At 65.8% G+C, this 12,502-nt stretch carries 10 protein-coding genes; 5 read left to right on the top strand and 5 right to left on the bottom strand.

Going from position 1 to position 12,502, the window contains the following annotated elements; genetic code table 11:
* Nucleotides 1–7 precede the first annotated feature (7 nt).
* The gene (locus tag AC58EF_RS19370; RefSeq protein ID WP_497278013.1) at nt 8–601 is read right to left on the bottom strand and encodes a TetR/AcrR family transcriptional regulator; all 594 of its coding nucleotides are present in this window, start codon (nt 599–601) and stop codon (nt 8–10) included.
* A 72-nt stretch (nt 602–673) separates the two neighbouring features.
* On the opposite strand from AC58EF_RS19370, the gene bdcA reads away from it, so the two are divergent.
* A complete protein-coding gene (gene bdcA, locus AC58EF_RS19365; RefSeq protein WP_497278012.1) occupies nt 674–1,387 on the top strand; it encodes an SDR family oxidoreductase in 714 nt (237 codons plus the stop codon).
* Nucleotides 1,388–1,848: 461 nt separating this feature from the next.
* Here bdcA and AC58EF_RS19360 read toward each other — a convergent pair whose 3' ends face one another.
* Both AC58EF_RS19360 and AC58EF_RS19355 read right to left on the bottom strand, forming a co-directional pair.
* Nucleotides 1,849–3,204, bottom strand: a complete 1,356-nt coding sequence (locus AC58EF_RS19360; protein ID WP_497278011.1) for an amidohydrolase — start codon at nt 3,202–3,204, stop codon at nt 1,849–1,851.
* Nucleotides 3,205–3,297: 93 nt separating this feature from the next.
* Nucleotides 3,298–4,188 carry a DUF2279 domain-containing protein gene (locus AC58EF_RS19355; RefSeq protein WP_497278009.1) on the bottom strand — a complete coding sequence of 297 codons (891 nt, stop codon included), beginning with the start codon at nt 4,186–4,188 and terminating at the stop codon, nt 3,298–3,300.
* On the opposite strand from AC58EF_RS19355, the gene AC58EF_RS19350 reads away from it, so the two are divergent.
* A complete protein-coding gene (locus AC58EF_RS19350) occupies nt 4,187–4,414 on the top strand; it encodes a hypothetical protein (protein ID WP_497278008.1) in 228 nt (75 codons plus the stop codon). The two genes, AC58EF_RS19355 and AC58EF_RS19350, sit on opposite strands and share 2 nt — an antisense overlap.
* Nucleotides 4,415–4,556: 142 nt before the next feature.
* Here AC58EF_RS19350 and AC58EF_RS19345 read toward each other — a convergent pair whose 3' ends face one another.
* Nucleotides 4,557–6,080, bottom strand: coding sequence for a S10 family peptidase (locus AC58EF_RS19345; RefSeq protein WP_497278006.1), 1,524 nt, complete (start codon nt 6,078–6,080; stop codon nt 4,557–4,559).
* 741 nt (nt 6,081–6,821) lie between these two features.
* Nucleotides 6,822–8,495 carry an alkaline phosphatase family protein gene (locus tag AC58EF_RS19340; RefSeq protein WP_497278005.1) on the bottom strand — a complete coding sequence of 558 codons (1,674 nt, stop codon included), beginning with the start codon at nt 8,493–8,495 and terminating at the stop codon, nt 6,822–6,824.
* Between the two features lie 77 nt (nt 8,496–8,572).
* Between AC58EF_RS19340 and AC58EF_RS19335 the strand changes: the two genes are divergently transcribed.
* The 3 genes from AC58EF_RS19335 to AC58EF_RS19325 all read left to right on the top strand — a co-directional run bounded on the left by AC58EF_RS19335 (nt 8,573) and on the right by AC58EF_RS19325 (nt 12,496).
* Entirely contained in the window at nt 8,573–10,618 is a 2,046-nt protein-coding gene (locus AC58EF_RS19335; RefSeq protein WP_497278004.1) for a protein-disulfide reductase DsbD family protein, read from the top strand.
* On the top strand, nt 10,618–11,355 hold the full coding sequence (locus tag AC58EF_RS19330; protein ID WP_497278003.1) for a TlyA family RNA methyltransferase: 738 nt from the start codon (nt 10,618–10,620) through the stop codon (nt 11,353–11,355). Before AC58EF_RS19335 ends, AC58EF_RS19330 begins: the two co-directional genes overlap by 1 nt.
* 94 nt (nt 11,356–11,449) lie before the next feature.
* The gene (locus tag AC58EF_RS19325; protein WP_497278002.1) at nt 11,450–12,496 is read left to right on the top strand and encodes an efflux RND transporter periplasmic adaptor subunit; all 1,047 of its coding nucleotides are present in this window, start codon (nt 11,450–11,452) and stop codon (nt 12,494–12,496) included.
* Nucleotides 12,497–12,502: the final 6 nt, after the last annotated feature.

Below are 12,502 nucleotides of genomic sequence, written 5' to 3'. Positions count from 1 at the left end.
AAAGGCGTCAATCCCCGGCCAGCATCGCCTCGATCGCCAGGCCGGCCATGTCGGCGACCGCGATCAGCCGGTCGGCGGGCATACCGCCACGCGCATCGGCAGACATGCCGGACATGATGGCGACCATATAGTCGGCCACGACGTCGGCCTTGGCCGGATGGGCCGGGCGCAGATAGTCGCGCACCCGTTCCCGGCTGGCCTTCTTCCAGATACAGGCCAGGCCTGCCGCCTGCGGGTCGGCGCCGCGCGCGCCTTCCAGCACAAGGCACCCCGGCGCTTGCGGATCGGCGGCGTAGACGCGCGCGGCCTCACGCAGCAGGCTGGTCAGCGCCGCCGCTGGTTCCGTACCCGGCGCCAGAAGTTCGTCGATCGGCAGTCCGTTGCGCGCATAGCGACCCAGCACCGTGTCGAACAGTTCCGCCTTGCTGCCGAACGCTGCATAGAGGCTGGGCGGATTGACGCCCATCGCCTCGGCCAGCGCGGCCACGCCGACGCCCTCATAACCCTGCGCATGAAACAGCGCCTGCGCCCGGTCGAGCGCCGCATCGCGATCGAACGCGCGTGGGCGGCCGCGGCTTTTCGATTTTTCTTTATCGACCACTACAAAAATCCTTGAACACGCCCGCCGATCATTTATATAGCGATCATTACAAATTTCTCAAGGATAGATGACATGACCGATTTCACGTCCAAGAAAGCCCTTGTCCTGGGGGGCAGCCGCGGCATTGGCGCCGCGATCGTCCGCCGCTTCGCCGGGGACGGCGCGCAGGTCGCCTTCACCTATGCCGGATCGCATGACGCCGCGCACGCGCTGGCCGGCGAAACCGGATCGACGGCGATCCAGTCCGACGCTGCCGATCGGCAGGCGGTGGTCGACGTGGTGGCGGCGCAGGGGCCGCTCGACATATTGGTGGTGAATGCCGGCGCGCTGGTGATGGGCGATCCGCTGACGCTGGACGCTGACGCGGTCGACCGGATGATCGACATCAATGTCCGCGCGCCCTATCATGCCGCGGTCGAGGCTGCGCGTCAGATGCCCGACGGCGGCCGCATCATCGTGATCGGGTCGGTCAATGGCGATCGTATGCCGTTTGAGGGCGGGGCGGCCTACGCCCTCACCAAATCGGCCTTGCAGGGCATGGCCCGCGGCCTTGCGCGCGACTTCGGCGCACGCGGCATCACCGTCAACAGCATCCAGCCCGGCCCGACCAATACCGACATGAACCCGGCCGACGGTCCGATGGCGGCCACGATGCACGGCTTCATGGCGATCAAGCGCCACGCCACGGGCGAGGAAATCGCTGGCCTCGCTGCCTATCTCGCCGGACCGGAAGCGGGCATCATCACCGGCGCCATGCACACGATCGACGGCGGTTTCGGCGCCTGATCGCTTGGGAAAAGGGCGCTCCCGGATGGAGCGCCCTTTATAGCAGGATGACTTTCNCGGCGCCATGCACACGATCGACGGCGGTTTCGGCGCCTGATCGCTTGGGAAAAGGGCGCTCCCGGATGGAGCGCCCTTTATAGCAGGATGACTTTCTTGTTTGAATCGTCATTGCGAGCGCAGCGAAGCAATCCAATGTCACCCCCTATGGATTGCTTCGCTGCGCTCGCAATGACGAGGTAAGTCGACCTGATGTCATCCGACTCTAGTGTGGTGGATTTGAAATACGCCACATATTGCAGGCAAGGGCGGAGCGTATTTCAAATCCATAAACCACACTAGTATCAAATATTTACTAGTGACCCTTTTGAATCTGAAGTTCGCTCAGCCCTGTCGGATTAATGTGGCGAACTTCAGATTCGGGTCACTAGATGGAGCGCCCCCCGTGGAAAGCGCGCCGGCCGTCAATCCTTCTTGAGGATATCCAGCGCCAGCACGGTCATCGCCTCGCTCGCGGTGGCGATCACCTTGTCGGCTTCCGGCGCCCAGAAAGGCGAGTGCAGCGAGGGCAGGCTGATCTGACCAGCCTGCGCCTGCGCCATCTTGTCCGCCGGCACGCCGCCGACCCAGAAGATGAAGCTGTTGATGCTCTTGTCCGCCCGATAGAAGCGGCCGAAATCCTCGCCGCCCATGACGGCGGGGGTCTTCACCACCCGGCCTTCGGGGAAATGGCTTTTGAGCTGGGTCGCCATCTGCTCGGCGAATTCAGGCGGATTGTAGGTGGAAGGGGTGAATTCGTCCTTCACGCTCACCACCGGCATCCGGTCTTCCGGCACTCCGGCCGCGATCGCCTCACCCTTCGCGATGCGCTCGATCCCCTTGATCAGCTTGGCGCGCGTCTCGTCCGAATAGCTGCGCACGGTCAGCAGCAGCTTCGCCTCGTCGGGGATGATATTATGCTTGGCCCCGCCCTGGAAGCTGCCGACGGTGACGACGGCCGGATCCTGCGGGTCCTGCTCGCGGCTGACCAGCGTCTGGAGCGACGTGACGATCCGCGCGCCCAGCACGATCGGGTCCTTGGCGGTCTGCGGATAGGCGCCATGGCCGCCCAGCCCCTTCACCACTATGTCGACGCTGTCGACATTGGCCAGCGCATAGCCGGGGGTATAGCCGATCACGCCCGCCTCCAGATTCGCGGCGTCATGGAAGGCGATGGCGTGGGTCGGGCGCGGGAAGCGGGTATAGAGGCCGTCCTCCAGCATGTCGCGCGCGCCCTTGCCCACTTCCTCGGCGGGCTGGAGGATCATGACCAGCGTGCCCTTCCACTGGTCCTTGCGCGCGGCGAGCAGCTTGGCCGTCTCGATGAAGGCGGTCATATGGGTGTCATGGCCGCAGGCGTGCATCACGCCGGTCTCGACACCTTCGGGCGTCTTGGTGCGGACCTTGGACGCGAACTCCAGCCCGGTCTGCTCGACCACCGGCAGGCCGTCCATGTCGGCGCGGATCAGCAGCACGGGGCCGGTGCCGTTCTTCATCACCGCGACCACGCCGGTGCCGCCGACCTTCTCGGTCACGTCATATTTCAGCGCCTTCAGCCGTTTGGCGAGCTTGGCGGCGGTGTTGACTTCCTGAAGCGACAGTTCGGGATTGGCGTGCAGGTCGCGATAGAGCGTCATCAGCCCGTCCATGTCCTTCGCGATCGCCGCGCCGATCTCGCTCTGGGCGGGTGGCGGTGCGGCCGGCGCTGGGGCCGGAGTCTGGGCGGCGGCGATGGACGTGAAGCTGACGGCGGCCAGAAAGGCCGTGAGCGCGTGGCGCATATCTGTGAATCTCCCTTGCTGCGGGCGAGCATAGGGTGATTTTACAAGCGTTAAAGGGGGATTGTCGCAAGGCCGGGCCAGGGGATGGCCCGATCAATAATAGTCATAGACGCCGGTATAGGGGATCTGGAAATAGTTCAGCCCGCTGCCGATGGCCCGGCCCACACGCGACCGGCTGTTCTTGAAGAACAGTTCCTTGATGTTCAGCGCCACGCCGAAAAAAATGTCGCGTTTGGGACGGATGCCGGCGGCCCGGTCGGCCGCCAGGAAGTCCCTGCCGCGATAGCCCGCCTGCAATTCCACGAAGCGCAGCGGGCTGGTCTTCAACCCCTCAAAGCCCGCCAGTTCCAGCGACAGCAGGAAATGCTGCTGCTCATAATGGCGCTTGCCCTTGAAGCTGTAGACCTGGGAATTGGGCACCACCATCAGCCGGAAATCCAGCTTTTCCTCCAGCCCCGGCACCGTATGCCGCAGCACGGAAAAGGCCGCACCGGCGCCATTGAAGAGGACATCCTGATAGGAAAAGCCGCTGTCGCTCTTATGCCCGTCCCACATCTCGCCATAGAGTTGCAGCCCCATGGAGAGTATCGCCGCGGGCAAAGCTGCGGCGGGACGGTCGCCGGTCTTGCGGGCGATGCGCGCGCCCAGAAATTCGGCGAACAGATAGCCGTTGAAGGCATGGGTCAGCTTGTCGATACCCAAATTGTTGGTGTTCCGCCCGAACCAGCCTTCATCCTTGGAATGGAAGCTGGTGGTGTCGTCGGTCCAATAGGCCTGGGTGGCGGTGATATAGGCGAACAGGCCCAGCGTTTCCCATTTGGCCGCGCCGATGCGGCCGCCGAGCGAGCGATAGCGGGCGGGGTCCGCCACGGGCGAGGCTTCTTCCGTATCGACGGGGGGACCGGCGATCCGGGCGACCTCCGGCGGCGCGCTCTGCTCGGGCGCGAGGCTCGCCAGGTCGAATGCACTGGTGGAGGCGGTCATGAACGGCGCGCTCGCGGCGCCCGCGTCGGCAAGCGGGACCGGTGGGATGATTATGACTGGGGGCGTATCATTATTTTGTATCGCTGGGTCGATGCTGTCGTCGGCCCGCGCCGACATCGCCATGACCGTCATCACCGCCACGATCGACGCGCATGACTGCGAAACGCGCCGGGTCGCGCGCTTGCGCCTTACTTCAACATCCATCAACCTTTGCCCCCCTTTTTGAACGGAGCGACCTTTTTTTCGAGGGGATGATAATCACATTTCCTTTTTATTACAACTTGATGAAGCCGCATTTCGTCGCAATGCCGTTTGCTTCGACGCGACCCGCCGGGAAGCAGGGCGGAGGGCCGCGATCCCGATCGGCCCTAGCGCGCGGAAATGAACGCCCGGATGTCCGCGCTCAGCTTGCGCAGGTCATCAGGACGGACATACATCATGTGGCCCGCGTCATAATAATGATAGTGGATGCGCGAGGCGTCGAAGCCCGTCCGGCTCATCGCATATTCTGCGCCAAAGAAGGGCGTCGCAAAATCATACCAGCCCTGGCCGACAAAGACCTTGAGGCCGCTATTCTCGCGCAGCGCCTTGCCCAGATAGGGAGCAACGCTGCCATAGACTTCGCTCGCCCGGCCGCTCTTGCCGTCCAGCTTCCAGTCCCAGCCGCTGACCCCGCCGATCGTCACATAGGAGCGGTCGGTCCGGTAGCCCAGCTCGTCGCGCGCATAGCTGTTCATCGCGGCGGTATAGGCGCCGTCGATCGCGTAGAAGCTGGGATCATTGTCCGGCTCCTCGCCCGCGGCGTCATAATCCCTGCCGGTATAGCGGGTGTCGAGGCGGCCGATGCTCACCCCCCGGTCGCGCAGCAACTCCTTGTAGAAGCGGCCCGGCGTGATGCGCAGGTCGGCACGGTCCACGAACGTCTCGGACAGGCCGGTCAGCCGCGCCAGTTCGGCGCGCACGCTGGCACGCTCGTCGGCGGATAGCTGGTTGCCCTTGAGCAGGGCGGCGGCATAGGGGCCGATGGCGAAGGCGCGGGCCTGCTGCGCCGCTTCGGCCACGGTCGCGGGCGGATTGCCCATTTTCCGGTGATACCAGGCGGTCGTCGCCATCGACGGCAGGTTGATGATATAGGGCATTTCATTGCCCTGCACCTCGGCCGTGGCGCCGAAGTCGAGGATGGTGGAGATCAGGATGATGCCGTTGACCGCGACGTCGTTATAGCTGCCCTCCAGCTCGTTGATCAGCGCCACCGACCGGGTCGTGCCGTAGCTTTCGCCGCCGATATATTTGGGGGAGGACCAGCGGCCATTTTCGTTGAGCCACAGGCGGATAAATTCGGCGATCGATTTGGCGTCGGCCGACACGCCCCAATAATCCTTGGGGTCCTTCTTGCCGATGGCGTGGGAGAAGCCGGTGCCGACCGGATCGATGAAGACCAGGTCGGTGACGTCCAGCAGCGATTCCGCATTGTCGACCAGCGGATAGGGCGGCGCGCCGTCATCCTGCGCGTCGGGCAGCACCACCCGCTTGGGACCGAAGGCGCCCATATGCAGCCACAGCGATCCCGATCCCGGCCCGCCATTATAGAGGAAGGTGACAGGCCGCTTCCTGTCCCCGCCATCCTTGACATAGGCGGTGGCGTAAATGGCCGCGAGCGGCTTGCCGTCCTTGTCCTTCAGATAGGTTTCGCCGGTCGTCGCGGTGTAGCTGATCGCCTTGCCGCCGAACACGCCCTTGTGCTTCGTTACCGAAATATTGGGGGCGGGGACGGCGCTCTCGCCAATCTCTTCCTTTCTGCTCTCGTCCTTCTTCTTGCCTTCGTCCTGGGCATAAGCGGCGGTGGCGGAAAGGACCAGCGCCAGGGCGGCGAGGCTGGTGGTGAAACGCATGTCATTCCCCTTGTTTTACATCCGTCTGGCTAGCGGACGGCGGGAGCCGTGAAAAGATGGGACGCGCCACCGACGCGACAGGGGGCGAAATTCACACCGTTGTCGGCTTTTTCGGCCCGAAGCGCCCGCTTTGCGCTCGCGAAGCGCCTGCGACGCGTCACCGAAGCGCCAGTAAGGCCACAGCGATGCGCTTCTTGTGGCGCAAGGGAAGTTGGTCGGTGCGAGGAGGAGAGGGGCGGGTCGGTTCGGTCGTGTCCCACGGGGTGGTGTAGGTTCGCCGGCGTAGCCATGGCGATCTCCGGCTAGAGCCGGGTTGATCATGCTGTCATAGACGGCAGCGTGACGAGCGCAGCGAAGCAATCCATAGGGGGTGACATTGGATTGCTTCGCTGCGCTCGCAATGACGAAAAGGGTGGATTACGGATATTCTTTCCCTCTCCCTTGAGGGAGAGGGATGTGAAGACTTGGCAGCTTGCTGCCTAGTCGTAGCTGGGTGAGGGGGATGCCACTTTGCGCAATCGCGCCGACCTACCGCCAATCCCCCTCATCCAACTCCGCCTAGCCGCTTTGCGGCAAGGCTCCGTATCCTTCTCCCTCAAGGGAGAAGGAATGTCCTAGAAGGCCGCTGCCAGACGCCCATATTCAGGCACATGGTCCAATTGCCGTTCGCTTCGAGCGACGTCGGGAAGCGGCTGACGCAGCGCTTCCCGTTTCCCGACGCGCTCGGATGAACGGTCTCCTTTACTGCGCGCAGCTGTCGCCTTCGCCCGCCACCAGATCCAGGCAGCGCCCGTCAATCTGGTCCCGGGGCACCGGCAAGTGGATCAGCGCGGCCAGCGACGGCATGATATCGACCGTCTCGACGCCCAGCGGCTGCTCGAAATGCCGCATCCCCTTGCGCCAGAACAGGATCGGCACGCGGCGGTCCATATCCCAGGGCGAACCATGGGTCGCGACATAGCCCTTGGTGCCGTCGGGGATCGCCATCACACGCGGCTTGAGCAGCAACAGCAGGTCGCCCGACCGTTGGGCGTCGAAACTGGCGCGCGCTTCCTGAAGCAGGCTCCAATATTCGGGCGGGCCGGACGGGGCGGGGGCGGCGGCGATCTCCGCCTTGGTGAAGACGGTCTGGACCTGGGGATGGGCGCGCAGCAGCGCCAGCGTCGCGGCCTCCACCTTCGCGCGCTGTGGCGCCGTCAGCCCCTTGTCGAAATACAGGTCGCCCTGCGGGCCGTCGCCCCAGATCAGCTTCCTGCCGGTCAGCCCGGTCTTCGCGCCGATCGCCGCGGTCAGCGCCTTGGGCGTCAGCGCCGCGTCGACGCGCTGCTCCATCGGCATGGCGTTTTCCTGATGCCGTTCGGGCAGGTCATGGCCGCCATGATCGGCGGTCAGCACCACGACATAATCGATGCCGTCCCTGTCCAGCCGCTCGAAGAAGGCGCCCAGTTCGCGGTCCAGCCGGTCGACCTGGATGCAGCTTTCAGTGCCTTCGGTGCCATAGGTGTGGCCGACATAGTCGGTCGCCGACAGGCCGATCGAAATGATGTCGGTCTGCGCCTGCTTCCCCAGGTCCATGCTCTCGATCGCGCCGGCGGCCAGCACCAGCGTCAGCGCATCCTGTTCGGGCGAGGCGCGGAACTTCTTGAAGTCGCCGGCATCGCGCGCGAAGCGGCCGGTGCCCACGGTCAGGCCCGCGCCGATATTGACCGCGAAATCCTTCGCCGCGCACTGGGGCGGCAGTTCGAAGCCCGGATTGGGCTGGGCCAGGCGCGCGGCGAACTGCTCATTCACCTTGGCGACCAGCGGCGGGATGGGGATGCCCTTGTAGCTGACATAGCCCTTGGGCGTCAGCCACCAGCTCTGGTCGGCGGTCGGCCCGCCCATCATGATCGCCGCGCGGTCCTTGCCCGCGACCGATACGACGCGGGTGGCGGGATTGGCGATCTTCATCCGGCCGCCCAGCGTCGGCACCTTGAGGTGGACGGGCGACGCGACATAATCGTCGCTGTTGGTGCCCGGCTGCGTCTCGTCCTCGGCGCAATAGACCGCCTTGTCCTCGCGCGCCGTGCCAAGGTCGAACCAGGTGTTGGCGATGATGCCGGTGCGCGACGGGCGGCTGCCGGTCAGGATGGTCGAATGGCCGGGGCAGGTTTCGGTCGCGGCATGGCTCTGATAGCCGCGCGGGAAGACCGCGCCCTCGCTCGTCAGGCGCTTGAGGCCGCCGCTATAATATTGGCGATATTCGCTGAACAGATCGGCGGAAAACTGGTCGACGCTGATCGCGACGATCAACTTGGGCGGAGTCGCGGGCGCGGCTGTTGCGGGCGGGGCGGCGGCCGGGGTCGGGGCGGAGCCTTGCGCCATCACAGGCATGGCGGTGGCGAGCAACAGGATGGCGGCGACTCGTTTGAACATTCTGCGATACCTTCTCATGCCTTGACGGCGGATGGGGAGCGACCTAGCCCCCTTGCACCTGACCGACCAGAGGCCCGATGCGGATTTTTCAAGTCATAATCATGACGCTTGCCCTGTTGGCAGGTCTGTCTGCCGCACAGCCGTCCGCGCTGTGGGCGCAGAGCGCATTCGGCGGCGGCGCGGCGCATATCGCGGCGCAACTGGACAGCGAAAGCGACAATCCCGCGCCCGCTACGGGCACGACGATCGCCTTCGCCATGGTCCCTGAGTCGGGCTGGCATGGCTATTGGGAAAATCCCGGCGACGCGGGCCTGGGCATGACGGTCGACTGGACGCTGCCCAAGGGGGTGAGCGTCGGCCCGCTGCGCTATCCGGTGCCGGAAACCTTGCTGATCTCCGGCCTGATGAACCATGTTTATGAAGGCCCCTATGCGGTGCTGGCGGATTTGAAGGTCGCGGCGGACATTGCCCCCGGCACGCGCCTGCCGGTGCGGGCGAAGGCGCAATGGCTGGCCTGCACCGACAAGGTGTGCGTGCCCGAAAGCGGCGAACTGGCGCTGGACCTGATCGCGGGCGACGGCACAGTCGCACCGGCGGCGCGCGCGCGCTTCGATAGCTGGCGCACCCATCTGCCCCGGCCTTTGGGATCGGAAGCCACCTATGCACTGAAGGACGGCACGCTGCGCCTGTCGGTGCCGTTTCCCGCCAGCGCGCGGGCGAGCGACGTGCATCTCTTTCCGCTGACCGAAGGGCTGGCCCGCTATGCCGCGCCGCAGACGGTGACGCGCGACGGCGACCGGCTGCTGATCGAAACCGGCGCAGGCGAAGGCGGAAAAGGCGGCGCCGTGCAGGCGGTGTTGCGGACCGGCGATCATGTCGGCTTCCTGCTGACCGCCAAACCCGGCGAGGTCGCGTCGGCGTCCGGCGGCAGTGGCCAATGGAGCGCGATCCTCGCCGCGCTGGGCGGGGCGCTGCTGGGCGGGCTGCTGCTCAACATCATGCCCTGCGTCTTCCCGATCCTGGGGCTGAAAGCCATGAAGCTGGCGAAGGCGGGCGGCGACGAACGGACCGTGCGGCGGGAAGCGCTGGCCTATACGCTGGGCGTCATCCTCACCTGTCTTGCGCTTGGCGGGCTGCTGCTGGCGCTCCGTGCGGCGGGGACGGCGGTCGGCTGGGCCTTTCAGTTGCAGGACCCGCGCATCATTCTGGCGCTGCTGCTGCTGGTGACGGCGATCGCCTTCAACCTTGCGGGCCTGTTCGAATTGCGCGCCTATGGCGGCGGCGATGCGCTGGCGGGGAAGGGCGGCATGGCCGGTTCCTTCTGGACCGGCGCGCTGGTCGCCTTCGTCGCGACGCCCTGCACCGGGCCGTTCATGGCGGCGGCGATGGGGGCGGCGCTGCTGCTGCCCTTGCCCGCCGCGCTGGCGGTGTTCGCCGGGCTGGGGCTGGGGCTGGCGCTGCCCTTCCTGCTGCTCGCCTATGCTCCGGCGCTGCGCAATCGTTTGCCTAGGCCCGGCGGCTGGATGGGCAAGTTCCAGAAAATTCTCGCCGTGCCCATGCTCCTGACCGCGCTGGGCCTGGCCTGGCTGCTGGGGCAACAGCGGGGTGTGGCGGGCATGACCATCGGCCTGGGCGCGGCGCTGTTGCTGGCGCTTTTGCTCTGGTGGCTGGGCGGTCGCCAGCGGTTGGGCAAGGGCGGCGGCGTGCTGGCTGCCATTGCCGGCATCGCGCTGCTCGCCGGTGCCGGCGCCGCCCTGCCGACCAGAGCGCCCGCCGTCGCCGAAAACAGCAATGAGATTGTCCATTTCGATGTCCAGAAACTGGCATCCCTGCGCGCCGCCAACAAGCCGGTCTTCCTCTATTTCACCGCCGACTGGTGCCTGACCTGCAAGGCGAACGAGGCCGCCGCCATCGACCGCGCCGAAACCCGCGACGCCTTCAAAAAGGCCGGCGTCACGGTGATGGTCGGCGACTGGACCAATGCCGATCCCGCCATCACCCGCTTTCTCGAAAGCCAGGGCCGCTCGGGCGTGCCCCTCTATCTCTGGTATGCGCCGGGCAAGGAGGCGCGGACCTTGCCGCAATTGCTGACCCCCGCCACCCTGACCGCGTTGGTGCCCTGATGGCGAAGGTGCGCGCCGATCAGCTACTCGTCGACAATGGCCTCGCCGAAAGCCGCGCCCGCGCCCAGGCGCTCATCCTCGCCGGTCTGGTCTATCTGGGCGACCGGAAGGTGGAAAAGGCCGGGCAGCAGGTGCCCGCCGACGCCGACCTCGACGTGCGCGGCCGCGACCATCCCTGGGTGTCGCGCGGCGGCATCAAGCTGGCCCATGCGCTGGAGGAATTCGCCATCGACGTGACCGGCTTCGTCGCCATCGATGTCGGGTCCTCGACCGGGGGCTTTACCGACGTGCTGCTCAGCAACGGCGCGGCGAAAGTCTATGCGGTGGACAGCGGCACCAACCAGCTCGCCTGGAAACTGCGCTCCCACGAGCGGGTCGTCGTCCATGAACAGACCAGTGCCCGCATCCTGACCGACGCGCATATCCCGGAAGCGGTGGACATCATCGTCTGCGACGCCAGCTTCATCAGCCTGGCCAAGGTGCTGGAAAGGCCGATCGGCTTCGCGAAGCCCGACGCCCATCTCGTCGCCCTCATCAAACCGCAGTTCGAGGCGCGGCGCGAGGAGGTGGGCAAGAATGGCGTGGTGCGCGATCCCGCCATCCACGAACGGGTTTGCATTGAGGTGCAGGACTGGGTGCGCGAACAGGGTTGGACCGTCGCGGGCCTGGCGCAAAGCCCGATCACCGGGCCGCAGGGCAATGTCGAATTTCTCCTCCACGCCCGGCTTGGCGGATAATCGGGCGAGCTTCGTTCTTCGCCGATACATAATGATACACGCCGCGACACAAGGGTCCATTGTGTCGCGCTGAAAGGCCCGATAGCCCTTCGTCATGCGCTCGTTCCTGCCTGTCATTCTCACAGCCCTTTGTCTTGCCGGTTGCAGCGGCGAGAAACAGCAGAAGCCGCGCGCCGTGCCGCTGGTCGAAGCCAGCCCGATCGCCCCCGCCGCCTTCACCGACAATGTCGAGGCGGTGGGGACGGCGCTCGCCAATGAGCAGGTGGTGCTGTCCGCGCCGGTGACGGAACGGATCACCGCGCTCAACTTCGCGGATGGCGGCTTCGTGGCGAAGGGACAGGTGATCGCGACCCTCGCCGTGGGGCAGGAAAAGGCCGAACTCGCTTCGGCCGAGGCGACCGCGTTGCAGGCAAGCCAGCAGCTTCAGCGCATCCAGGCATTGAAGACGCGCGGTTTCGCCACCGGCGCGACGCTGGAGCAGCAGACGGCGCTCGCCAATGCCGCCCGCGCCAATGCGGAACTCGCCCGCGCCTCGATCGGCGACCGCATCATCCGCGCGCCCTTCGCCGGCTGGGTTTCCCTGCGCACCGTATCGCCCGGCGCGATCGTCAGCGCCGGCACGCCGATCGCCACGGTCAGCGACATCAGCCGCATCAAGCTGGACTTCACCGTCCCCGAAACCCGCCTGTCGATGCTGCGCGAAGCCATGCCGATCAAGGCCGTCTCCGCCGCCTGGCCCGACCGGCCGTTCAACGGCGCCATCGCGACGATCGATCCGGTAATCGATCCCGCCACCCGCGCGGTCCGCGTGCGCGCAATCCTGCCCAATCCCGACAAGGCGCTGAAACCCGGAATGCTGCTGACCGTCAGCGTCCTGTCGCACCAGCGCCAGTCGCTCTCCGTACCCGAACTGGCGGTCATCGGCGATGGCGACGAACGTTTCGTCTTCGTGCTGGAGGACCATATCGCCAAACGGGTGAAGGTCGATATCGGCATTCGTCAGAACGGCCTGGTCGAAATCACCGGCGGCGTGAAGGCGGGGCAGCAGGTCGTGACCGAAGGCGTGGTCAAGCTGACCGACGGCATGACCGTCCGCCTCGCCAGCGACAATAAGTCCGACACGCCCAAGGCGGCCGGATAGGGTCGC

The organism is Sphingobium sp. WR1, assembly GCF_059693745.1.
This window is presented reverse-complemented; position numbering and strand designations above follow the sequence as displayed.